The organism is Vibrio hannami, from assembly GCF_029589055.1.
GTDB classification, from domain to species: Bacteria; Pseudomonadota; Gammaproteobacteria; order Enterobacterales; family Vibrionaceae; genus Vibrio; species Vibrio hannami.
In genome coordinates this window covers 251,281-274,092 of record NZ_JARQZP010000006.1, presented here as the reverse complement: position 1 = coordinate 274,092, position 22,812 = coordinate 251,281, and the positions used below count along the sequence as shown (strand labels likewise).

Sequence of the window (22,812 nt, the reverse complement as noted above, 5' to 3'; positions counted from 1 at the left end):
ATGAAGGGATATCTATTCTATTCCCCCACGTTAAGTAGGGGAATAGGTTGAAAAATTAAACCTCTTTGCCATCCGGAACAAAGACGTAACCCAGTCCCCAGACAGTCTGAATATATCTTGGCTTACTAGGATCTTCTTCAAGCATTCTACGTAGTCGCGAGATTTGAACGTCTATTGAGCGCTCCATTGCAGAGTATTCACGTCCACGAGCCATGTTCATCAGCTTATCGCGAGACATTGGCTCTCTGGCATTGGTAACCAGAGCTTTAAGCACGGCAAACTCTCCAGAAGTAAGTGCCAGCGCTTCTTCTCCCTGGAACATCTCACGAGTACCAAGGTTTAAGCGAAACTCGCCAAACTCAACTACAGACTCTTCAGCACTTGGGGCTCCAGGAGCCTCAATAACCTGTCGTCTTAATACTGCTTTAATTCGAGCAAGAAGCTCTCTGGGGTTAAAAGGTTTAGGAAGATAATCATCTGCGCCGACTTCAAGGCCAACGATTCTGTCTACCTCATCACCTTTTGCTGTTAACATCAGGATTGGAATCATATTTTCGGCACTACGAAGACGACGACAAATGGACAATCCATCCTCTCCGGGTAACATAAGATCCAAAACCATTAAGTGGAAGTTTTCCCTGGTAAGTAATCGATCCATCTGTTCACTATTGGCAACACTTCGAACTTGAAAACCTTGTTCAGAAAGATAGCGCTCTAATAAGGAACGCAATCGTGCATCGTCATCGACAACCAAAATTTTATAATTCTCTTGCATTATTTTACATCCGTCAGTAACTATTTACTTTTTATAAGCATAGGAAACTGTATCATTGCTAGCGCAATTTTTGTGCAAAGAATTGTTAATGTTTATTACACTTTCATATGCTCAAGACAATAATATAAATATAACTTTCTGTAACTTATTATGAAAACAAATTTAATTACCCGTGAGGGATACGAAAAATTAAAAACAGAACTTAATTTTCTCTGGAAAGAAGAGAGACCAGAAGTTACAAAAAAGTGACCTGGGCAGCAAGTTTGGGTGACAGAAGTGAAAACGCAGACTACCAGTATAATAAAAAAAGATTACGTGAAATTGATCGCCGGGTGCGCTATCTAAGAAAAAGACTGGAGCAGGTAAACGTTGTTGATTACTCACCTCAACAAGAAGGGAAGGTTTTCTTTGGTGCCTGGGTTGAGATAGAAAATGAAGCCGGTGACTTACTCTCTTTCCGGATCGTGGGGCCGGATGAAATCTATGGAGATGCCAAGGGATACATCTCCATTGATTCTCCTATGGCCAGAGCTCTTCTAAAAAAAGAGGTGGACGAGGAGTTTATTGTACGTACACCGGAAGGAGAGAAAGAATGGTTTGTAAATCAGATTAACTATAAACCTCTTTCTCAATAATGGCGCAAACTCTGATTAATTAAACCAACTTGCAACCTCGGCTTCTTTCGGCACACTTCCTTTATGAACCACCTGCTCGTCAATAACTACAGCGGGTGTTTTCATCACATTGTAAGCCATAATATCTTGTGGCTGAGTTACCTTTATCAGCTCAATCTCAACACCTGAAGTACTCGCTGCTTTTTCAATTAAAGCAGCCGTGACCTGACAGTTTTTACAACCTGAACCTAATACTTTTACTGTTTTCATTTAGTTTTCCTATTTTTGTTTAAATTAAAGGGATGTATTTACATCAGAGGAACATAGTTAAAGAACCAGCCGACCAGTGTGAATGCGGTCAGAAGGACTACAAATAACGTTGCCAACAGTTTCCACTGCATCACTTGTTTAAGAAGAATAAACTCTGGGAAACTCGCTGCTACCGTACTCATGCAAAACGCCAATGTGGTACCAATTGGTAATCCATTCACAATTAAGCTTTCCATTACAGGGATAACGCCTGTTGCATTCGAATAGAGCGGAATTCCAAGAAAAACAGCAGCTGGAACCGACCACCACTGGCGATCACCAAGGTGAGCCTCTATCCAACCATCTGGAACAAAACCGTGCAGTGCCGCCCCAAGCCCCACACCAATAAATACCCATTTCCAGACACGTCCAAAGATCTCTGTGGTCTCATCCTTGGCAAATTCATGCCTCTCTTTGAGAGTCAGCTTCTGCTCTTCTTCCGGCTCTGTAACTAAGCCTTCCTGGTTCTCTCTACCTTTTTTCAAAGCATCTGCGGCAAACGACTGCAACCAACGCTCGGCTCCAATCGCATCAAGAAACATCCCACCTAAAATACCGACAGCGATACCGATAAGGATATACATAGCTGTAAATTTCCAGCCCAGTAGCCCAACTAGCAGCAGCACTGCGACTTCGTTTATTAAAGGTGAGGTGATAAGAAAAGCCATGGTGATACCAAGCGGTATACCTGCTGATGTGAAGCCAAGAAAAACGGGAATACTAGAGCAAGAACAGAAAGGGGTAATTGCCCCGAAAACAGCTCCCATCCCATACCCGAAGAAGCGGTGTTTCCCTGCCAAATAATCTCTGACTTTTTCGACATTTAATGAAGCGCGAAGTAGCGCAATGACATAAATCATCACAACCAGTAGCGCAAAAATTTTGGTGGTATCTTCAACAAAGAAATGGAGCGATTCACCGAGCCTGGTATCTGGAGAAAGCCCTATCAGGCTGTAAATCAACCAGGAGGCAAAATCGCTAAAAACCTGAAACATAAGAATCCTTTAAGCGTAATAAATTGTCTAACTGCTACATAGACGTATTACCCTTAAAAAGGATCCTCAAAAAATTTTAAAAAGTTATGTTCTGGTTGTGAAGCAGCAAATATTTTGATTGTCATCCAGCTTCACATTGCATGAAGCTTCAATTTGCTGCTTTAGTTTTTCTCTTGCTCTGCGCAGGCGGGATTTTACCGCAGGTAAGGTGAGTCCATGTTGAATAGCGTAGTCTTGTTGATTCATCCCCTGAAGGTCACAGGCTGTAATAACTTCCCGGCTGGCCTGGTCGAGTTCGGACAAAGACCTTGGTAAGCAGCTTAAGGCCAGAAGGTCGATTGCATCGTAATGTTCCTCTTCTTCAGGCCTTTCCGCATTATCATCCATTGGCTGATAACGGTCTTTTCTTATCTGATCAATAAGTAGATTTTGTGCAACTCGGAATAGCCAGGCTTTGGTATTGTCTACACTGCAAAACTGCTCTCTTTGCTGCATCACCTTAATAAAGACTTCCTGCAACAGATCCTGAGACAGTTCTTTATCGTGCGTCTCTTTTAATAGCCATTGAAGCAGTATCTGCTCATGCTGACTCCATGCGCGCATCGCACATGGAAAAGCACCTTCCTGGACTAGAAATTCCGAATTACTCATTATCTTACTTCCCAAGCATAAAAGTAGTATCGCTACTTACCACAACCCCATGCCGAAGAAAGTTCTCACCCAAAATCATGCTGTATTCAAAGCGAGAACGATCTTGTAAGTTAACTTTTACCGTTTCCCTGATATCCCCGATCTGCACATCCATCTTAACAACAGGCCTATGGTTTGGTTTTTCACCTTGCTTCGCTTTAATGGTCATCATGCGAACAACTTCGCGGGTAAACTCTTTCTTTTGCCCCTGACTATTTTCATACACAAAACGTACCATATCCTTCCCATCTTCCTTAAACAGTTCGATGTTTTGTGCATTTATCGAGCTGACATCAGCACCAGTATCCAGCTTAACCGGGAAGATCAAACCCTCAACAATAGCTTTCTCAATATAGCCAGCTTTTACAAGATCGTGAGATTGCAATAGCAATTCAGCTCTGGTGTTAACCAGCACTCCATTTTTAGATGCTTTTCTTCCGATAAGTAGTTCTGGTATCGGTTCTTCACCTTTATTAAACGCTTCAAGGGCAACGTCATAGTCAGCAAAGCTACCACCTGCTTCAAGCTTAACCTCAACTACCGGCCGTACAGATTTCCCAACACGAATCTTTTTGATGATTGGTTTTATGTACTTCTTCGACCGGCCATTTTCACCTGTCAGATAATAGGTCACCTGCTCGCCTTTATCGGCACTGGTTATTTCAAAACCAGACACTTTTAACACCGGAGTTTGCACACCAAAATCAGGCTTAGCTTCGATTTTTATACCATCAACAGAGATTAGTTCTTCCGGAGAAACCACAAGCGGGCGCTTTTTAGCTACTCGGTCTTTAAATAACTCGGCTGGTTTATCCAACAGATTTTTCTCATTTGCGCTAATCACAAAGTGCTTACTCAGAACCTCTTTACCCAATCTTAATTGAGTGGAATTTTTCGAGCGGTCCTTTAGATAAACCAGTAATTTTTTATCAAAGCTTTCTTTGCCTTTAGCCTGTATATAAACTTCCGGCCTTTTTGTTTTTCCGAAAGAAACATAGCCAGCCAGCGGTAAGGTCATATCCTTAGCATTTCCCTCTTTGTCAGTAGTGGTAAAACTGACCTCATGCTTAGACTCGTTTACTTTTATATCAGTCGCATGCATAACCGAGTACTTACTGGTTAGTGAGAAGCTAACATCCATTGGAAGCTCATCAACTAACATGGTTTCTGAGCGTCCTATTACCTGTGCTTTCGGCTGCTCTTGCAAATAATCGTATCCCGCAAACACCCAGGCATTATCTTTCAGAAAGGTTTTGCCAATTAACACTGGTGTACTGAAGTTTTCTCGGTTTGTTAAGCTGGTTTCCGATTCAACTTCAATATCCCCAATCTTCATTTTGGTTTTTACTACCGGCCGATACAGAGGTTCTTCACTGGTGCGGCTTTTTACAACACTGATACGAGAAAGGGGCATCTCTAGAGAAAGAAGGTCACCTGTATCATGGTTACGAATATCAAACGAAACCATGATTTGATTCTCTTCATTGTTGTATTCATCTCTCCAGCGATTACTCTTTGTTCCACCGTACTCCTCTACCACCTCTTTAAGCAGTTCTGTATCAACCTTACCGGAATATTTTGGATTAAGGCTATGCAGGTGAATGTTCTTCGCATGCATGGATGTAGTATCAGCACCAGTGTCTATTTTTGCATCAAAAGGAATATGGGCATATTCCGGGTTACTGGTGAAGTAGATCTGCTCCAGACGCCCAAGCACCGTTTTGTCTTCCAGGTGATAAGCCGGATTCTGCGTAGTGTATTTTATTGTATCTTCCGCCTGAATAGCGAAAGGCAGAATACTGGATGCGATTAAACTAAGTGCAAGAGGTATCTTTTTCATTCTTATCCCTGTATCAAAGTGATCGCGATATCTAATATATTGATATCACTTTATCTTCTAGCCAAATATAGTATGCCTTTTTGATTCTAGTTTATACCCGAGCATAAAAAAGCAAACACTGTGTCATTCTTTATAAGTGACCTAGAAAATTCGATATTTATCCCCATTTATAGCTCTGAATAGAACATTTTTTAAAGAGATTTAAGATGAGCAAACTAAACTCAGCTCAACTCAGTATCTGTAACCAAATCGCACAGGAACTGAATGTAAGGGTCGATCAGGTTACTGCAACCGTAAAACTGATCGATGAAGGAAGCACCATCCCATTTATTGCCCGTTACCGTAAAGAGGTAACCGGCGCACTGGACGATGGTCAGTTACGAACCCTTGATACCCGCCTGTCATACCTTCGAGAACTAAATGACCGACGCCAGTCCATCCTGAAATCGATTTCTGATCAAGGAAAACTGACGAGTGATTTAGAGAAAGCCATCAACGATGCTGACAGCAAAACTCGTCTTGAAGATCTATATCTGCCATACAAGCCAAAAGAAGAACAAAAGGCCAGATCGCTATAGAGGCAGGACTAGAGCCATTAGCTGACACGCTTTGGGGCACTCCTGAAACTGATCCTGAAAGTGAAGCGTCAAATTACATCAATGCAGACAAAGGTATTGCAGATAACAAAGCGGCACTAGATGGTGCACGCGCAATCGTAATGGAGCGCATTGCAGAAGACGCGGATCTGCTGGAAAAAATTCGTCAACATCTTACGCGACAGGCTCAGATCAGCTCACGGGTAATTTCTGGTAAAGAGCGGGACGGAGAGAAGTTTAAAGATTACTTTGAACACGACGAACCAATAAGCAAAGCACCATCTCATCGTGCTCTGGCAATGCTTCGTGGTCGAAATGAAGGCTTCCTGCAACTAACAATGAATGCAGATCCGGATCAGGAAGAGGCGGCTCGAAGCTCATACTGCGAAACCATTATCGCCAATCACTACAACATCCATCTGAGTGAAGCTCCGGCAGATGGGTGGCGTAAACAGGTCATCAGCTGGGCATGGCGAATCAAGGTTTCTATGCATATGGAAACCGAGCTTATGGCGGCAATGAAAGAGCGTGCTGAAGTTGATGCTATCGAAGTATTTGCAACCAACCTAAAGGACCTGCTGATGGCAGCTCCAGCAGGCCCTCGTGCGACACTGGGCCTGGATCCGGGCTTGAGAACTGGGTCTAAAATCGCCGTTGTCGACTCCACAGGTAAGGTGCTGGCGACGGATACCATCTATCCTAACCCGCCACAAAAGCAGATAGAGAAATCTGCACAGGTAGTAGAGCAACTGATCCGCAGACACAATGTTGATCTGATAGCTATCGGTAACGGCACCGCTTCACGCGAAACCGATGCCTTCGTGGCACAAACGCTGAAGAAAGCAAACCTGAGCGTACAAACTATTATCGTCAGTGAAGCGGGTGCATCTGTCTATTCAGCTTCAGAACTGGCGGCTAAAGAGTTCCCTGGGATGGATGTATCGCTTCGTGGTGCGGTGTCTATTGCCCGACGACTTCAGGACCCACTGGCAGAGCTGGTTAAAATTGATCCTAAGTCCATTGGTGTTGGCCAGTACCAACATGATGTAAGCCAGAGCCTGCTTGCTAAACGCCTTGATGCTGTTGTAGAAGACTGTGTAAACGCCGTAGGTGTTGACGTTAATACCGCCTCTCCTGCACTACTGACACGTGTCGCAGGTTTATCTGCGACCATCGCGCAGAATATTGTTGATTACCGCGATGAAAATGGCCGATTTGAAGCAAGAACCACACTTAAGAAAGTAGCCCGCCTTGGGCCGAAAGCGTTCGAGCAGTGTGCAGGCTTCCTTAGAATTATGGACGGCAAAAATCCGCTGGATGCATCAGCCGTTCACCCTGAAGCCTACCCTGTCGTTAAGGCTATTTCAGAAAAGAACAGCAAAGACACCAAAGCAATTATTGGTGACAGCGAATTTCTGAAAAAGCTAAAAGCATCAGACTATACAAATGACACCTTTGGTGTTCCGACGGTAACTGACATCATCAAAGAGCTGGATAAACCTGGCCGAGACCCGCGACCTGAGTTTAAGACCGCGACATTTGCTGAAGGCATCAATGAAGTTTCTGATCTGGAGCCAGGAATGGTACTGGAAGGCGTAGTTTCAAACGTTGCTAACTTCGGTGCATTTGTAGATATTGGTGTTCATCAGGATGGCCTTGTTCATATTTCCGCCCTGACAGATAAATTTGTTTCAGATCCACGAGAAGTCGTTAAAGCCGGCGATATCGTAAAAGTAAAAGTGATGGAAGTAGATGTGCAACGCAAGCGCATTTCACTTTCTATGCGACTTAACGATGAACCCGGGCAGGATAACCGTTCTAAAGGAGCATCTTCTAACCGGGGAACGCAGTCGCAGAGAACAAACCACCAACGAAATAATTCTCGTGGTAATCAGTCAGGAAACAATCAACCTGAAAATAGTGCGATGGGTGGTGCTTTTGCTGCAGCATTTGCAAAAGCGAAGAAGTAGGTTACAGGTTACAGGTTACAGGTTACAGGTTACAGGTTACAGGAAGTTTGAATGCTCTTAATGCAGAGTCAATTTACTACCTGTTACCTGTAAGGGCGAAGTCCGCCCTTTTACCTGTTACCTTTTCTTACAGCACCGCTATTACCTCTGAAGGTGAGTTAGGTGCAACAGCATGACCATAGTGATACTTGATCACTGTACGGCGTTGCTCCATTTTTCCCTGAACAATCGCGGCCTGGAGAAGCTTCTTTGGCAGACGAAAGCGAATCGTGTATCCCATACCCTGCTTTTCTGAATAGGTTTGCAATGCAATTAACCTAAACAGTCTGGCTAACGTATCTTGTGGTTCTTCACTTTGTGCTGTCGACGCACTTGCCTCATTGTCCAAATCATATTCAGGGTGGTCAGACGGTTCCCACGCTGGACGTTTTCGGCGTTTATCTTCTGCCTTCACTCGTCTTTCAGCATTGGTTTTCGCCAGTTCAACCGGAGGAGTTACAGGTTCCCGGACTTTATTCTCCCGGGCAGCTTGTTCCGTCTGAACATTGACCGAAGGGGCAATCAGTGGCACGCTCACGTTGGTCGGCGACACAATCATGACAAACCTCCTTCTACTCCCGCATTGCGATATCAGCTTGTGACTGTGATAAAGCAATACTCACCAGAAAAGCATTCCCAACTAATAATATCGTTCCTGCCTGGTTAGACTACTTATCGGCCAATTCGCTCAATTATTTACCAATAATTTGATTAATTTTAGAACAAAACTCGTCATGCTCTGTCATAAATGGCGCGTGAGATGAGGAAGAAAAAGTGAAATACTCTGAATCAACCGTGTATTCCTGCACATCTTCAGCAACTTTCACTGGAACAAGGCCATCAAGACGACCGTAAAGTCGATAAAATGGCATCGTCAAATTTTTGAGCTCCGTCCGAAAATCAACATCTGCCAGAAGCCCCAAACCAACCAATAACGAGTCCGGATTAGGAGATGGCCTCGATAACACTGCTTTTTTCAGCGCTTTGACATCTTGCCTTGCAGTTGGACTGCCCATCGCCTGAAGCGCCATAAAACGCTCAATTGTCACCTGAAAGTCCTCAACAAGTTGTTGTGTAAACGCAGACAACACTTTTGGCTGAATGCCCTTCCAGGGTTTCTCTGCGGCGAACTTTGGTGAACTGGCTACAGTAATAAGTTTTTTGACCCGCCCAGGATGATTCAAGGCAATGTGGGTAGCAACTAGGCCACCTAAAGACCAGCCGATCCAGATTGCTTTTTCCGGTGCATTTTCGAGAACCAGGTTCGAAATCTCATTCAAATCTTCTGCGTGTAACTGAGCGCTGTTGCCATAACCCGGGAGATCGACAATATGAACTCTGAAGCTCTGCGATAACGCTTCTGCTGTTTGTTGCCAAACGGCTCCATTCATTCCCCAACCGTGTACCAGGACTACATCTTCTCCTTCTCCCTGAACTTGCCAGTATAAAGTTGCGCTCATTCTCTCTGTTTCTCCCACTAAAACCATTCTGTGGTTATGACACTATCTAAGAAACCAACTTATCACTAAGGCATCATGCTCTCAAATTGGATCAGAGATAAAATTCACCGACATTGTACCTCCGAATGCGATTTATGTGGTCTCACCATTAACGATCCAAAGAATCAATCTATCTGGTGCAACTATTGCTTACGATATTTTGTCGCTACACCTCGTTGCCAGTGCTGTGGATTAACTACCATAGAAAATACCGAGAAATGTGGTCGATGCCTCAAAGAGCCACCAGCCTGGGATCGTTTGTATTGTATTAGTGACTATCAGCCACCTATCTCTAATTACATATCCGGCCTCAAGTATCAGCACAATTACCAAACAGCTTTCGACCTTACATCATTGCTGGCAACAAGAATTAAGGAACCTGCACCTATCCTCATTCCAGTGCCACTCTATTGGAAAAGGCAAGTTTCCAGGGGGTACAACCAAAGTGAGGTTCTGGCTTATTTCCTCAGCAAGCACCTCCTGAACTCGCCGATCATTACAAAAAATGTTTTTCAGAGAATTAAATCAACACCACCGCAGCAGGGTTTGTCCTTAAATGAGAGAAAAAGTAACTTGCGTGGCGCATTTAAAATGAAAGCCCCTCCGATGGAAAAACACGTCGCTATCATCGACGACGTAGTGACAACAGGCAGTACGGTACGACATTTATGCAACTTACTCCTTGAGTTTGAAGTAGAAAAAATTGATATTTATTGCATATGCCGTACTCCTGAACCTGATAATTAGGGCGTGTTAAAAAAAGGTGGCATCCTTTTACAACAGGAGTACAATGATTTGGAAATAACCTACAATTTTACTCAGGTATTAGTCGTGTCAAATATAATTACTATCACAGAAAATGCTCAGGCTCACTTTTCGAAACTTCTGGAGCAGCAGCCTGAAGGTACCAATATTCGTGTATTTGTTGTAAACCCAGGAACTCCTAATGCGGAGTGTGGTGTTTCTTACTGCCCACCAGAAGCCGTTGAAGCTGCTGATACTGAGATGCCATTCGAAGGTTTCTCAGCTTTTGTTGACGAGCTTAGCATGCCGTTTCTTGAAGACGCTGAAATCGACTTTGTAACCGACAAAATGGGGTCTCAGCTAACACTTAAAGCACCTAATGCAAAAATGCGTAAAGTATCCGACGATGCTTCTCTGATGGAGCGTGTTGATTACGCTATTCAAACTCAGGTAAACCCTCAGCTGGCTGGTCATGGCGGCCATGTAAGCTTGAATGAAATCACTGAAGATGGTGTAGCACTAGTTACCTTCGGTGGTGGCTGTAACGGTTGTTCAATGGTAGATGTAACTCTGAAAGAAGGTATTGAAAAAGAGCTTCTTCAGCAATTTGAAGGCGAATTGACTGCGGTTCGTGACTCTACAGAGCACGCTCGAGGTGAGCACTCTTATTACTAAGGTTACAGGTTACAGGTTACAGGTTACTTAAAAGTTTGAGTATTGAAACGCGAAGTTTATATCTTCGCGTTTTTATTTACCTAACACCTGTAGGGCGCAGCCCGTCCTGTTACCTAATACCTAGTCCTTAACTTTAAGGATCTGATCCCAGGGTAATCTTTCATCGCCCAATACAATAAAGTTTGGATTTTCCAACGTATCTCTCTCATTGTACGAAAGAGCCTCTAACTGAGTACTTAAAATTCTTCCGCCCGCTTCCTGAACGATACACTGTGTTGCTGCCGTATCCCATTCACCGGTTGGACCCAAACGCAGATAACAATCCACGGCACCCTCTGCAACCAGGCAGGCCTTCAGAGCAGCAGAACCCAGGGGAACTAAGTCATAGTTCCATGAAGGACACATACGGCTGGTAATATTATTGATATCCTGCCTGCGGCTAATCGCAATCGCCAGTGACTGACTATCTTCATCATGAAGGTGAGTCTGAATCTGCACAGATTCGCCAAGTTGAGGAATTTTCCAGGCACCCTTTCCGTCATACGCAAAATAGGTAACCCCTGAAACGGGTGCATAAACCACGCCCATTATCGGTTTGTTGTCTTCCACCAGCGCAATAATAGTGGCAAAATCACCACTTCGGGCAATAAACTCCTGAGTACCGTCCAACGGGTCAACCAGCCAGTAACGGTTCCACTGGGAACGCTTTTCAAGGCTAATATCTGCATCTTCTTCAGATAGAACCGGAATATCAGGCGTAAGCTCACTAAGCTTTTCTGTAACCAGCTTATGAGCAGCTAAATCCGCACTGGTAACGGGAGTAGAATCTGACTTGGTAAAAGCCTCGTACTCTTTGTTTTCATAGATATCCAGAATCAGCTGGCCAGCCGCTCTTGCAACTTCAATCACTGAAGGCAACAGATTTGAAAGATCTTTCGCCATTATATGTTCCTTATTCGGATTCCAGTGAGAGTTGTCTCAATGTCAGCATTAAAGCGGCAATACTCCTCGCTTCACTAAAATCCATGTGCGTTAACAGCTCTTCTGCCTGCTGAAGCGGCCACCTTACAACTTCCAGTGGCTCAGGCTCATCCCCTTCCAGTTTTTCTGGGTAGAGATCTCTTGCTACAAACAGAGTCATCTTGCTGGAAAAATATGACGGTGCCAGAACCACTTCTTTTAGCGGTGTCAGCTTTCTGGCTCCTAAGCCAATTTCTTCCTTTAACTCTCTATCGGCAGCTTGCTCAGGAGTTTCACCTAAATCGACCAAACCTTTTGGAAAGCCAAGCTCATATTCTTCTGTTCCGGCGCCATACTCCCTTACTAACAGCAGGTCGCCATCCTCAGTGATCGGTACCATTAATACAGCCTGACGGCCACTGCGCTTCATTCGTTCGTAGGTTCTCTGAACACCGTTTGAAAACTCGAGCTCAAGAGATTCAATTGAAAAAAGCTTAGACTTCGCAACCAGTTCAACCGATTTAATTATTGGTTTCTTATTGCCAGGCATAGCTTTCTCCCTTATTTATTGATTTTTTGTTAACAACGAATCTATCACAGCTAAAGCTTACCTGACAGCTCAAATACATACCGGCCATCATTATCTGGATTACCCAGCCATTTTAACTGTGAACTCATAGAATCCGGCAGCTCTGCACCAGGTTTAAACCATGCTGACAACTTATACAGCATGTTCGGTGTTAGCTCTGCTGAAACCGCCCCAGATGCCTGAGGCGCATCATGATCGCCTTTTAATTCGATCTTGTTTTCACTACAGGTAAAATCGGTAAAAACAGTTCCAAGTTCAAGGGTTCCAAGAGGAGAGTCAACCTTGCCGCCATTCCAGACCAGCGCTCCTTCCGCTTGTTTACACCATGGCTGCGCATATACATAGTTATTCAGAGTTAACTCTAGCGTACCTTTAGCTTCTACTGGCACTGGTATTGCTACTCTCTCTGTTATCTTACTGACCGGCATCGAAGCGAGCACATTGCTGATATAAGGCCCCTGAAGACTATAACCAGCGGCACCTGTACCTGTTAACTCAAGGTCACTACCCTTACCAAACCTCAATGAATACTCAACCTTACCCTGAAACAACTTTAATGCAGAGAAGTCCCAGCGAACCTGACCTGCATTGGTGCCCTGCCAGCGAACGTCATTTGCCTGACCATGCCATATTGTCCCGGAAATACCGGACACATCCAGCCCTCTGATTGCAGGGCTCTGCTGATAGACAAATGAGGCTGGTAAGTGGGCAATCACACTAGCAGCCAGAACAATAAAAAAGAGAAGAAACAGATGAAATAACCGCTTCACTTTAGATACCTCTCTTCAGTTGAAGCCTTTTCACTTCGACCATACCCGCCGCATCGGTGGCAGAGAGTTCCATAAATTCGACACCGATATCTTGCGTTTCTTTAAGAAAAGCCAGCCAGTCAATCAACTGGTTAAAGGACACCGGTTTAACCCATACCTGAAGAGATTCGTCCCTTGGCTGAATCCTTACCAGCTCCATTCGGTATCGAGTAACCGAAGAAGAAACCACCTGATTCATCGGAGTATTTGAGTAGGTGCGCCCGCCACTGCTTCGCAGCGACGTGATTTTATCCGCTTTATTCTCTACCCAGTTAAGAAGCTGCTTTTCACTGTTTATGCGGGTTTGTGCCTGCTCAGACCGGACACTCATCGGCTGAATCACGCCCAAGTATATGGTTGCCAGAGCAATCAGACTGGCACAGATAACCACCAATCGCTGCTCTCTTCGGGTAATGCTGCTCCACCAGGAATAAATAGACTGCTTCAATGCGTTCATTCCTGCCTCCTTAGAACAAAGCTACCAGACACTTTTTCACCCTCTCGGCCTAATGGTCCCTGAGTAACAGAGAAGTGCTCCTCCAACTCTGTTTTAACCACCTCAAAGGCCTGAAAATCCGCCATCTGAGCTTCGATTCTCATTTCACCACGCTTAGCATCAAACCTTATTGCTTTGATATCGATATCTTTTTTGTTTTCCAGTGCAGCAGGAAGACTCGCCAGCCAACTCAGAACCGTATCTTCTGAGCCAGAGCCAGAAAGTCGGCTCTCTTCTGCATCCATCTCTCTTTTCAGGTAGCTGACCGTCGGTATTCTTTGCTTGTCCGGAAATATGCTTCTGAAAATACGTTCACTTTCCGCCCGGTACGCCGATGCATGCACTTCAGCCCGGCTAACATCAACGTAGTTTTTTACCCCCATGACCATTAGGAGCAAACATGCCGCTATCGCAGCCCCTTTCCAAACTTTCAGGTTTTTAAGAATGGCCGACTGGGGCTTAAACGACCCCGAAAGAATGTTAATACCTGAAAATATCGCGCCTTTTGCCAGAAGCTGCATCACCAGCTCTGGCTCTTTCTCTTGCCAGCCCAGTGATTCACCACTCAACGTTGGAGCCGGAGTATAGCTATTCACTGGAATGACTCTTTCACCATCACTGTTCCAGCCCGAAACCTCAAAATGCGGTAGCCATGCACTCTCCAGAGCCAAACCCTGATATTCGCCTTTTCTGAATAACCATTGATCGCCCAGCTGAGCGGCAGAAATGGCATCCTCTGAATATGGCAGAGCAAGCACATCGGGAAGGACCTTTTTAACTTCGATTCCGAGCTTATTTAATCTATCCAGCGTGCCTTGGAGATAGTCTCGCTCAACCGCAGCTACGTAAGCTATTGAGGCCGTTTTCTTAAGGATATGAAAGTGAAGACTCTCTACATTCTGGGCAATATCTTCCTCCATGATATACGGCAACATCTTATCTAGTTGCTTTGCGGCTCCTGCCGGGACATCAACATCAGACAAAATCAAATCACTGCTATCAAGCAGTAAAATCGTGGTCCTTTGCTGCGCGTAATCAGTCAGCTCTTCCAACTGCTCCCTGTCTGACAACTCACCACTAGCAATGATTTCATTTTGAGAGGTTGACCAGACTAACCAGCCAATCGGCTTCTCTTCCTGCCGGCTCAACCGAACCGTTAAGAACTCACTCACTAATTCCTCCAAATCGACGACGTACTACTTCTACATCATCACCATTTTCACTATAGAGTAAGCTTCTAATTCTTACCCTGGAATCTTCTACCATGACCTGAGCATCAAGCTCAAAGTAGTTACTGTTTACCGTCAGATAACCTCTTGCCCGCTCTTTAATACTACCATCTATACTGGCAATCCGGCTCTCGTCCATAAAGTCATCCAGACTCTGCCAACCATCAAACGGGCGATTATCCACCAATGCCTGAGCATCGCTAAGGCTTAAGTTCGGTGAAAACAGAGCTGTAAGCAGATAAGCGCCGTTTTCATCGATGGTGTTGACATTAAGCCGCCAGTCATCCGTCGGAATCGCACATAAAATCGGCGCTATCAGGCGCATCACGATAGGGTCGGTCTGATAGATAGCCCGGAACTCGGAAGCGTCAGCAACCACATTGCCCGGCGTCAAATACGAAGGCTGCAAGCTCTCATAAGTACTGTCTTCTACTCCGAAATTGGTCGCTGCGCTATCATTGCTATCGAGAAACTCGTACGCGGAATCGGCAATCACTTCTGCTTTGTAGCTGTCAACGCCAAGCTCTTCAAGAGTCAGCTGCAATACGGTGACTAAATAGGGTTTCGTTGAATCACCCGTCGTCTGCAACTCTCCCGCCAGCGCATTGAGATTAAAGCATGATTGCATATCTCTGATATGGCCGGCTGCCTGACCGTCATCAAGCGGATAAACCTGCTCTTCCAGCGCCCAGGGTTGACTCATGTTTATCGTATCACCATCTTGCTTACTCTCATCAACGGCATATTTTGCTAATGCCTCGACACCAATCGCATACCAGTAAGCCTGCTGATGGTACTTCTGGTTTTCCGCTCGTTTGAAGCTGGTAAACAGACGGTCCGACATGGTGGCCGCCAATGAAACCATGACCGCCAGAATCAAAAGAACGACGATGAGTGCTACACCACTTTGCGATGAGCGATGAGGGCAATACTTGTTCATCACTCATCTTCCTCCTGGTTGTCAGCAACGTCCAGCTTACCGCCCGTGGTCAGATACACCCGGGAGATATCTCCGTAGTCTTCCAGAGTTAGCGTAAACTCTACCGCCTTAGGCAGGGAATAAGCCTCTTCCCAGCTGGTTTTCCAGCCATCTGAGCCCAAAAAACGCATACCAATTTTTTTTACTCCGGAAAGCAGTGGCGTCACTATCCCCTCTTGCCCGGAAGGGGTATCGGGGAATCGCCACCACACCCTTTCCAGCCGGTTCTCCTTAACTCGATAACCAACCTTGGTCACTTCTCCTCTCGGGAACATCTGCTGTGGATTTTGCCAGCCAAGCCTTGTAAACAAAACACCATTACTTTCGGATTCCAACAGGCCATTACCCCACCAGATAAGCCTGGACGAGGCCTCTTCACCATTGTGTCTGAACTGCCTGAGCGCCATCTGCCGAAAATCATTATCGATGGTCACCATGGCTCGTTGCAGCTCTTTTATCCGCTGGGTTTTGTCAATGGATTGCTGATTAGACTGTTGAGTCTGATCCAGTACCTGATAAGCAGAAAAGCTCAACATGGTAAAAATGGCTATCGCAACCAGCACTTCGATAAGCGTAAAGCCCGCAGATTTATTTGAACATGGTGCACTTCGATGCTTGTTACTTAGTTGCATAGCTGCGCACCGTAACAATAGGATCCTTCATCTCTTTGTCTGTGAAAACACTGACATCGACGCCCTTGATGTAGTCAGCAACCGTTTTTACCGGAGTGGCTTGCCAATACCACTCGACACCTGCCAACTCTGTCTTCCCTTTTTTGGTTGATGTTGGTGCGCCCTCAAGCAAAATCAGCGTCATCTGATTATCCACCACCATGGAAGCAAACATTCGCTCCTCCAGATGGCTAAGCGTGTTCGTATGCTGGCTCACCGCCCGCATAACGCTGAGCGATGCCGTAGCAAAAATCGCTAATGCAATAAGCACTTCAATCAGTGTCATCCCTTTAACACACTGCTTCACTGGCTATCCTCCGCACCAGAGTCACCCGGCTCAAGCAGCTCAATAAGCCCTGACTCAAGTGCTTTCACTCGCCAGCGTGACTCTGACTCTTTTTGGTTATCCGCAAAGAGGCTCACTTCAAATGGGGTAATTTCGCCACTGGAAAGAACAAACACCTGAGGTGGTTTTTGCTGCTTTTTATCCTTAAACTCAGCAAACATCTCTTCATCAAACAGAGTCGTGTTATCAAACAGACTTTGGTTGCTATTCCATGCATCACTGCCAAGCACGAAACCAAGTTTTAAGCCAGAGTCTATCTTCCGCTCAGAAAAGTAATCTGAATCGGTCAGTTGCCAGCCATCCTGTGTTAACTCAAGAAACTTATATCGGTTGGAAACAGCCTCAAACCGGATGCCAAAATCTTTCCCGTTGAGGATAGCGTCTTCATTTAAAAGCTGAAGTCGGTGAAAAAAGCGCATCGCTTCTTCTTTGGCTAAATCCTCCTGGCTTGAAGGCAGATTAATCACAACCGCAACCGCACCAAGTGAAAGCAAAACCAGCACAAGCATGATTTCCAGTAGTGTAAAACCCGCCTGGTTGTTGCTTTTTTTCATCCGTTGATCCGTTGGTGTGGCGCGTTGAGTTTCAGTAATTACTGGAAATCCTGAAGGTTCCAGTTACCGATATCAGCATTAATGCCTTCACCACCTTCCTGACCATCAGCGCCATAACTGAAGATATCAATGGTGCCGTTGTCGCCAGGGCTAAGGTATTGGTAATCATAGCCCCAAGGGTCTTTAGGAAGACGCTTGATATATCCCTCTTCAGGGTAACGGCGTGGCTCAGGGTTACCACTTGGTTTAGTTACCAGTGCTTCCAAGCCCTGGTCGGTTGTTGGGTATACGTTGTTATCGAGTCGGTAACGACCAAGCGCACTCTCCAGAGAAGTAATATCGGCAACCGCCTTTTGCACTTTTGCGGTATCGACATTACCAAACATACTCTGAGCGACGAAACCCGCCAGAATACCCAAAATAACGACAACAACCATCACTTCAAGAAGGGTAAAGCCTGACTGTTTCTTATTAAACTTTTTCATTATTCCTCCCAGTTAACCAACTGGTATTTTTTTATATTTACTAAACTAGATTCCTGCCTTCGCTGGCGCGCGGCTAGCGGAATGACGATAGCCTGTAGATTCCTGCGAAGGCATAACTCTTAATTTGTCATCCCGGAAATTGCCTAAGCAATTGTCCGGGATCTGCTAACTGTTAATTAGATTCCAACCTTCGCTGGCGGAATGACGGTTAGCTATTACGAGACCAAATTATTCATTTCCAATATTGGCATCAGCGTTGCCATGACAATAAACAGAACCATACCGGCCATCAGCAAAACAACCGCCGGAGTGAACAGGCCAAGCGCGATATTCACTGTAGACTCAAAGTCTCTGTCCTGATTGTCCGCAGCTCTTGTCAGCATTTGCTCAAGCTCGCCACTTTGCTCACCGCTGGCAATCATGTGCAACATCATTGGCGGGAAAAGCTTTGTCTGTTCGAGAGACTTTCTCAGGCTGCCACCCTCTCTTACCTTGTCTGCTGCAATCAGCACCTGCTCTTTCACATACTGATTGGTCATCACGTCCACCGCGACTTTCATTCCATCGAGCAAAGGAATGGCACTAGAGGTACAAATCGAAAGAGTTCGGGCAAATCTGGATGTATTTATGCCTCGTGCAATCTTACCGATTAATGGCATGTTCAATACCTTTCGATCCCATGACAGGCGAATGGACGGCTTTTTAAGCAGCGCCTTGATTATCAAGCTAAAGACAATCATCGCCAGCAGAACATAGACACCCCAGTGCTGAACAAATTCACTTAAATTGAGTAGTATCTGCGTTGGTCCTGGTAGCTCCTGACCCATTTCAACAAATTGATCGACTATCTTAGGAACAACGGTCGCCAGAAGAAATGCCACTACAGAAATCGCAACCACCGTTAATACCGATGGATAAACCAAAGCTTGCTGCAGTTTTGAGCGCATCTGTTGGCGATTTTCTACATAGTCGGCAATACGATTCAGTACCACATCCAGGTGGCCGGACTTTTCTCCCGCCGCTACCATAGAGCGAAACAGTTCATCAAAGATGTGCGGGTAATCACCAAGGCTATCGGCAAGGGTATAACCTTCAACCACTCTTGAGCGCACCCCCATCAGCATGTTCTGAATTCTGGCTTTTTCTGATTGTTCCGCAACCGCTTTTAGGCACTCTTCGAGTGGCATTGCAGCTTGCACCAGGGTTGCCAGTTGTCGAGTTAACAGAGACAAATCACTGACACTGATCCCTCTTTGGAAAGCTCCTGCATTGCCAGTAGTCGACCCGTTGCTTTTAGATTTGGTTTCGATGACTTCAACCGGAACAAGCCCTTGCTCCTTCAGTCGCTGCCTGACCTGACGAGCGTTATCACCTTCTAGAACGCCTTTCTTTTGTTTGCCTCTGGCGTCCAGAGCTTTGTATTCAAACGCCGCCATCAGCTTTCCTTAGTGACGCGCATTACTTCTTCTATGGTAGTAATACCCTGAAGAACCTTTGACAATCCATCATCACGAATACCTGGGGTATATCGGCGAATCTCTTTTTCTATCGCCTGCTCACCTTGCTCGCTGTGTATCAACGCCTGAACATCATCGTTAATCAGAAGCAACTCATGGATACCGGTTCTTCCCCTATATCCTTTGCCGTTACAGGCATCACACCCCTGAGCGCGATAAAGAATAAGAGGCTCCGAAGTATCAACGCCCAACTGTTCTTTCTGAACACTGCCTGCCTCATAAGGCTGCTTACAGCTCGGGCAGAGTGTTCGCACCAGCCTCTGAGCCAAAACGCCCAGCAATGATGAAGAGATAAGAAAAGGTTCAATCCCCATGTCTCTTAAGCGGGTAATCGCACCAACCGCAGTATTTGTATGCAGCGTGGACATCACCAGGTGCCCGGTTAACGATGCCTGAACCGCTATCTGAGCGGTTTCAAGGTCGCGGATTTCCCCTACCATCACAACATCAGGGTCCTGACGCAAAATAGCTCTTAGCCCGCGAGCAAATGTCATATCAACCTTCGGGTTAACCTGAGTCTGACCAATGCCATCAATATCAAACTCAATCGGGTCTTCAACAGTAAGAATGTTGCGCTCAGTACTGTTTAGCTCCTGCAAGCCTGCGTATAGAGTCGTAGATTTACCAGAGCCTGTCGGGCCGGTAACCAGAATGATGCCGTGTGGGCGAGCGATCAGTTTTTCAAACTGATCGTGATTCAAATCCGTCATACCAAGGCTATGCAGATCGAGTCGGGTTGCGTTTTTATCCAGCAATCGCATCACGACACGCTCACCATGAGAAGAAGGCATGGTAGAGACACGCACATCAACAGCGCGGCCACCAATTCGAAGCGAGATACGGCCATCCTGAGGAACGCGTTTTTCCGCAATATCCAGCTTCGCCATAACTTTGACGCGAGAGACCAGAAGTGGCGCGAGCTTGCGGCCTGGCGCCAGCACTTCACGCATCACACCATCCACCCTAAACCGAATCGATAGCGCAGTTTCAAACGTCTCAATATGGATATCCGATGCGCCCTCCTTGATGGCTTCCGCAAGCATTGCGTTGATCAGCTTGATAATGGGAGCATCGTCTTCGGATTCAAGAAGATCCTCATTTTCCGGCAGCTCTTCCGCCAGAGAAAAAAAGTCATCATCCGCACCGATATCTTCCATCAACTGACGCGCTTCTGACGAATCACGCTGATAGGCTTGTGTCAGTTTTTCCTCAAATGCGTCTTTATCCAGCTCAATGGGTGCAAACGGCGCTCTGAGGACTCGTCTGGTTTCCGTCAGCGTACTCATACTCAGTGGTGCAACAAAATACAAAACTGGCTTATCGCTATCGGCAAGGTACTCAAGTACCACCTGGTGACGCTTTGCAAAACTGAATGGCAGACGCAGATGAAACCCCACTACATCCACCATTACTTAATAACCTCTAACTGATCGATAAATGCTTGTATTTCAGCAGGGTAATTCATATCTGACCCAAATACCGGAAGTACGGGCAGATCGTTGGGAAGTAACGCCATACCTTCCTGCGCTTTGTACAGCTGCTCGGCTCTCATATAATTGTATTTACGTTGAGTGATACCATCAGCCGTCATACCGTCTCGTATAATCGTTGGCTTGATAAATACCATCAGATTACGTTTTTCAACGGAATTGGAGGTAGAGCTAAATAGTGCACCTAAAACTGGAATATCACCCAGGAAAGGCACTTTAGATTCACTCTCCTGAGTATACTCATCAATAAGACCACCAATCACCAGCATTTCACCATCTTGAATCATGACCGATGTATTAAGCTGGCGTTTAGCAAAGCGAACATCCACCGCTCCGTCGGCAGCAAGCACGCTGGATACTTCCTGCTCTATGTTCAGCTGTACTGAATCACCTTCGTTTATTTGCGGGGTCACTTTAAGCTTTACGCCCACTTCCTGGCGTTCAACCGTCTGGAAAGGATTGTCATTGTTTGAGCTGGTTGTCGAACCGGAAATTACAGGAACTTCCTCACCAACAATAAACGATGCTTCTCCGTTATCCATGACTGTGATGCTTGGCGATGACAGAATATTAGAGTTAGAATCTGAGTTCACCGCACTAATCAGGGCGGTCCAGTCTCCAAAGATTAAGCTGGTCGCCATGCCATTAACACCAGAAAGCGCAGAGGCCAATGTTGAATAGTCACCTTGATCGGTTGTGGTCTCGTTACGAAGGAAATTACCATCACTATCGTATACTGCAGTCGTGGTGGTTGTATCCTTCGCTTCTTCTAAACCAACCATCACCTGACCTATTGATGCACCCGTATTTCCATACTGAATGACTGAGCCAGAGTCCAGCGATCCCCATTGAACACCAAATTCAGCGCCATCACCCTCTGTCATCTCAACAATCAAGGCCTCAATAAGCACCTGTGCACGCCTGATATCAAGCTGAGCAATTACATCTTCCAACGCATTCATCACATCTGGCTGTGCTGAGATAACCAATGCATTGGTATCGGGGTGAGCAGAAATCATCACCTCACTGTTTCGGGATGAGCTTTGCTTAGCGCCACCCTGTTTCTCTTTCTGAATGTTGTCGGATACGCCTTTCAGCACATCAACCAGTTCTTCTGCTTTTGCATACTTAAGGTAAACAACCCGGTTGTTACCCTTGGTTGCCATTTCAACATCTAGCTGCTCAATAAGCTTACGCAGACGCTTGCGCACTGTTGGGTCACCAGAAATCAAAACCGCATTGGTCCTCTCATCAGCAACCAATTTAGGCTGAAGAAAAGCAGGGGTGTTTTTGGTATCAGTTGTCTTATTCAGTGCCTCAACAATACGTACCATCTCGGACGCAGAACCGTTTTTTAGGTCAACGACTTCAATCTCTTTATCACCGGCGCGGTCCACTTTTTCGATGATTTCAGCAAGTCGGTTGACTACCGCAGCACGTCCGGTAATCAAAATGATGTTGGCAGGATCGTAGTGAACAACGTTACCAGCACCGGCATTGTCGTTTAACTGCCTTAAAAGAGGGGACAATTCACGAACAGATACATTTCGAACAGCAATAACTCGAGTGACGACAGAGTCGCCAGCCACATTTTTACCGCTATCAATAACGGGAATTGCGGACGTTTTAGCATCCTTTGCCTTAATGACCTTAAGCACGTTGTTTTCCATTTCAACAACGGCAAAGCCATACACTTCCAGTACATTCAGGAAAAAGTGATAGTACTGCTCTTCATTCAGAACATCGTAGCTGCGTACATCAATTTTCCCTCTGACGGAGGGATCCACAATGATGGTTTTTTCCAGGTTTCGTCCAACAATGTTGATGAACTCCTGAATATCCGTACCTTTAAAGCTAGCGCTAAACTCATTTGCCATTGAAGGCGAGCACATTAAACTGCCCATCAAAAGCCAGGCGCTTTTGCTTAACCACCTTTTCACA

General features: G+C 45.6%; 22 protein-coding genes and 2 pseudogenes. 4 read left to right on the top strand and 20 right to left on the bottom strand.

Annotated features, from left to right (window positions below):
- Positions 1 to 55 precede the first annotated feature (55 nt).
- Entirely contained in the window at positions 56 to 775 is a 720-nt protein-coding gene (ompR, locus tag P7F88_RS12550) for an osmolarity response regulator transcription factor OmpR (protein WP_277825186.1), read from the bottom strand.
- A 150-nt stretch (positions 776 to 925) separates the two neighbouring features.
- Between ompR and greB the strand changes: the two are divergent.
- A pseudogene (greB, locus tag P7F88_RS12545) lies at positions 926 to 1,410 on the top strand (transcription elongation factor GreB).
- A 15-nt stretch (positions 1,411 to 1,425) separates the two neighbouring features.
- Here greB and P7F88_RS12540 read toward each other — a convergent pair.
- The 4 genes from P7F88_RS12540 to P7F88_RS12525 all read right to left on the bottom strand — a co-directional run bounded on the left by P7F88_RS12540 (position 1,426) and on the right by P7F88_RS12525 (position 5,223).
- Complete coding sequence (locus P7F88_RS12540) at positions 1,426 to 1,659, bottom strand: thioredoxin family protein (RefSeq protein WP_277825184.1); 234 nt, start codon at positions 1,657 to 1,659, stop codon at positions 1,426 to 1,428.
- 38 nt (positions 1,660 to 1,697) lie between these two features.
- Positions 1,698 to 2,693 carry a permease gene (locus P7F88_RS12535; RefSeq protein ID WP_277825182.1) on the bottom strand — a complete coding sequence of 332 codons (996 nt, stop codon included), beginning with the start codon at positions 2,691 to 2,693 and terminating at the stop codon, positions 1,698 to 1,700.
- A gap of 84 nt (positions 2,694 to 2,777) precedes the next feature.
- The gene (locus tag P7F88_RS12530; protein ID WP_277825179.1) at positions 2,778 to 3,344 is read right to left on the bottom strand and encodes a sigma-70 family RNA polymerase sigma factor; all 567 of its coding nucleotides are present in this window, start codon (positions 3,342 to 3,344) and stop codon (positions 2,778 to 2,780) included.
- A 4-nt stretch (positions 3,345 to 3,348) separates the two neighbouring features.
- Positions 3,349 to 5,223, bottom strand: coding sequence for an ATP-dependent zinc protease family protein (locus P7F88_RS12525; protein ID WP_277825177.1), 1,875 nt, complete (start codon positions 5,221 to 5,223; stop codon positions 3,349 to 3,351).
- 206 nt (positions 5,224 to 5,429) lie between these two features.
- Here P7F88_RS12525 and P7F88_RS12520 point away from each other — a divergent pair.
- Positions 5,430 to 7,789 (top strand): annotated as a pseudogene (locus P7F88_RS12520) (Tex family protein).
- Positions 7,790 to 7,916: 127 nt separating this feature from the next.
- Here P7F88_RS12520 and P7F88_RS12515 read toward each other — a convergent pair.
- Both P7F88_RS12515 and bioH read right to left on the bottom strand, forming a co-directional pair.
- Positions 7,917 to 8,387 carry an ATP-dependent Lon protease gene (locus P7F88_RS12515; RefSeq protein ID WP_277825175.1) on the bottom strand — a complete coding sequence of 157 codons (471 nt, stop codon included), beginning with the start codon at positions 8,385 to 8,387 and terminating at the stop codon, positions 7,917 to 7,919.
- A 133-nt stretch (positions 8,388 to 8,520) separates the two neighbouring features.
- A complete protein-coding gene (bioH, locus tag P7F88_RS12510; RefSeq protein ID WP_277825173.1) occupies positions 8,521 to 9,288 on the bottom strand; it encodes a pimeloyl-ACP methyl ester esterase BioH in 768 nt (255 codons plus the stop codon).
- A 75-nt stretch (positions 9,289 to 9,363) separates the two neighbouring features.
- On the opposite strand from bioH, the gene P7F88_RS12505 reads away from it, so the two are divergent.
- A complete protein-coding gene (locus P7F88_RS12505; protein ID WP_277825171.1) occupies positions 9,364 to 10,074 on the top strand; it encodes a phosphoribosyltransferase family protein in 711 nt (236 codons plus the stop codon).
- 84 nt (positions 10,075 to 10,158) lie between these two features.
- Positions 10,159 to 10,746 (top strand): Fe-S biogenesis protein NfuA, encoded by a 588-nt coding sequence (nfuA, locus tag P7F88_RS12500; RefSeq protein WP_277825169.1) that lies wholly within the window; start codon positions 10,159 to 10,161, stop codon positions 10,744 to 10,746.
- A 120-nt stretch (positions 10,747 to 10,866) separates the two neighbouring features.
- Here the strand turns inward: nfuA and cysQ are convergent, their stop codons facing one another.
- From cysQ to gspD, 13 genes are all read right to left on the bottom strand, one after another.
- Complete coding sequence (gene cysQ, locus P7F88_RS12495; RefSeq protein WP_277825167.1) at positions 10,867 to 11,688, bottom strand: 3'(2'),5'-bisphosphate nucleotidase CysQ; 822 nt, start codon at positions 11,686 to 11,688, stop codon at positions 10,867 to 10,869.
- Between the two features lie 10 nt (positions 11,689 to 11,698).
- Positions 11,699 to 12,256: an ADP compounds hydrolase NudE gene (gene nudE / locus P7F88_RS12490; RefSeq protein WP_277825165.1), complete on the bottom strand. Its 558-nt coding sequence runs from the start codon at positions 12,254 to 12,256 to the stop codon at positions 11,699 to 11,701.
- Positions 12,257 to 12,306: 50 nt separating this feature from the next.
- Entirely contained in the window at positions 12,307 to 13,065 is a 759-nt protein-coding gene (locus P7F88_RS12485; protein ID WP_277825163.1) for a type II secretion system protein N, read from the bottom strand.
- A 1-nt stretch (position 13,066) separates the two neighbouring features.
- Positions 13,067 to 13,561: a type II secretion system protein M gene (locus P7F88_RS12480; RefSeq protein ID WP_277825161.1), complete on the bottom strand. Its 495-nt coding sequence runs from the start codon at positions 13,559 to 13,561 to the stop codon at positions 13,067 to 13,069.
- Positions 13,558 to 14,772 carry a type II secretion system protein GspL gene (gene gspL / locus P7F88_RS12475; protein WP_277825159.1) on the bottom strand — a complete coding sequence of 405 codons (1,215 nt, stop codon included), beginning with the start codon at positions 14,770 to 14,772 and terminating at the stop codon, positions 13,558 to 13,560. The genes P7F88_RS12480 and gspL overlap by 4 nt, the downstream gene beginning before the upstream one ends.
- Positions 14,765 to 15,769 carry a type II secretion system minor pseudopilin GspK gene (gene gspK / locus P7F88_RS12470; protein ID WP_277825157.1) on the bottom strand — a complete coding sequence of 335 codons (1,005 nt, stop codon included), beginning with the start codon at positions 15,767 to 15,769 and terminating at the stop codon, positions 14,765 to 14,767. Before gspK ends, gspL begins: the two co-directional genes overlap by 8 nt.
- Positions 15,769 to 16,440, bottom strand: a complete 672-nt coding sequence (gene gspJ / locus P7F88_RS12465) for a type II secretion system minor pseudopilin GspJ (RefSeq protein WP_277825156.1) — start codon at positions 16,438 to 16,440, stop codon at positions 15,769 to 15,771. Before gspJ ends, gspK begins: the two co-directional genes overlap by 1 nt.
- Positions 16,427 to 16,786 carry a type II secretion system minor pseudopilin GspI gene (gene gspI, locus P7F88_RS12460; protein ID WP_277825154.1) on the bottom strand — a complete coding sequence of 120 codons (360 nt, stop codon included), beginning with the start codon at positions 16,784 to 16,786 and terminating at the stop codon, positions 16,427 to 16,429. Before gspI ends, gspJ begins: the two co-directional genes overlap by 14 nt.
- Positions 16,783 to 17,379, bottom strand: coding sequence for a type II secretion system minor pseudopilin GspH (gspH, locus tag P7F88_RS12455; RefSeq protein WP_277825152.1), 597 nt, complete (start codon positions 17,377 to 17,379; stop codon positions 16,783 to 16,785). The genes gspI and gspH overlap by 4 nt, the downstream gene beginning before the upstream one ends.
- Before the next feature lie 38 nt (positions 17,380 to 17,417).
- On the bottom strand, positions 17,418 to 17,864 hold the full coding sequence (gene gspG, locus P7F88_RS12450) for a type II secretion system major pseudopilin GspG (RefSeq protein WP_277825150.1): 447 nt from the start codon (positions 17,862 to 17,864) through the stop codon (positions 17,418 to 17,420).
- Positions 17,865 to 18,079: 215 nt separating this feature from the next.
- A complete protein-coding gene (gene gspF / locus P7F88_RS12445; RefSeq protein WP_277825148.1) occupies positions 18,080 to 19,300 on the bottom strand; it encodes a type II secretion system inner membrane protein GspF in 1,221 nt (406 codons plus the stop codon).
- Positions 19,300 to 20,790, bottom strand: coding sequence for a type II secretion system ATPase GspE (gspE, locus tag P7F88_RS12440; RefSeq protein WP_277825145.1), 1,491 nt, complete (start codon positions 20,788 to 20,790; stop codon positions 19,300 to 19,302). Before gspE ends, gspF begins: the two co-directional genes overlap by 1 nt.
- Positions 20,790 to 22,811 carry a type II secretion system secretin GspD gene (gene gspD / locus P7F88_RS12435; RefSeq protein WP_277825143.1) on the bottom strand — a complete coding sequence of 674 codons (2,022 nt, stop codon included), beginning with the start codon at positions 22,809 to 22,811 and terminating at the stop codon, positions 20,790 to 20,792. The genes gspE and gspD overlap by 1 nt, the downstream gene beginning before the upstream one ends.
- Position 22,812 lies beyond the last annotated feature (1 nt).

Coding starts and splice junctions, on each gene's coding strand:
- ompR (WP_277825186.1), bottom strand. CDS start 775: ATGCAAGAGAATTATAAAATTTTGGTTGTCGATGACGATGCACGATTG.
- P7F88_RS12540 (WP_277825184.1), bottom strand. CDS start 1,659: ATGAAAACAGTAAAAGTATTAGGTTCAGGTTGTAAAAACTGTCAGGTC.
- P7F88_RS12535 (WP_277825182.1), bottom strand. CDS start 2,693: ATGTTTCAGGTTTTTAGCGATTTTGCCTCCTGGTTGATTTACAGCCTG.
- P7F88_RS12530 (WP_277825179.1), bottom strand. CDS start 3,344: ATGAGTAATTCGGAATTTCTAGTCCAGGAAGGTGCTTTTCCATGTGCG.
- P7F88_RS12525 (WP_277825177.1), bottom strand. CDS start 5,223: ATGAAAAAGATACCTCTTGCACTTAGTTTAATCGCATCCAGTATTCTG.
- P7F88_RS12515 (WP_277825175.1), bottom strand. CDS start 8,387: ATGATTGTGTCGCCGACCAACGTGAGCGTGCCACTGATTGCCCCTTCG.
- bioH (WP_277825173.1), bottom strand. CDS start 9,288: ATGAGCGCAACTTTATACTGGCAAGTTCAGGGAGAAGGAGAAGATGTA.
- P7F88_RS12505 (WP_277825171.1), top strand. CDS start 9,364: ATGCTCTCAAATTGGATCAGAGATAAAATTCACCGACATTGTACCTCC.
- cysQ (WP_277825167.1), bottom strand. CDS start 11,688: ATGGCGAAAGATCTTTCAAATCTGTTGCCTTCAGTGATTGAAGTTGCA.
- nudE (WP_277825165.1), bottom strand. CDS start 12,256: ATGCCTGGCAATAAGAAACCAATAATTAAATCGGTTGAACTGGTTGCG.
- P7F88_RS12480 (WP_277825161.1), bottom strand. CDS start 13,561: ATGAACGCATTGAAGCAGTCTATTTATTCCTGGTGGAGCAGCATTACC.
- gspK (WP_277825157.1), bottom strand. CDS start 15,769: ATGAACAAGTATTGCCCTCATCGCTCATCGCAAAGTGGTGTAGCACTC.
- gspJ (WP_277825156.1), bottom strand. CDS start 16,440: ATGCAACTAAGTAACAAGCATCGAAGTGCACCATGTTCAAATAAATCT.
- gspH (WP_277825152.1), bottom strand. CDS start 17,379: ATGAAAAAAAGCAACAACCAGGCGGGTTTTACACTACTGGAAATCATG.
- gspG (WP_277825150.1), bottom strand. CDS start 17,864: ATGAAAAAGTTTAATAAGAAACAGTCAGGCTTTACCCTTCTTGAAGTG.
- gspF (WP_277825148.1), bottom strand. CDS start 19,300: ATGGCGGCGTTTGAATACAAAGCTCTGGACGCCAGAGGCAAACAAAAG.
- gspE (WP_277825145.1), bottom strand. CDS start 20,790: ATGGTGGATGTAGTGGGGTTTCATCTGCGTCTGCCATTCAGTTTTGCA.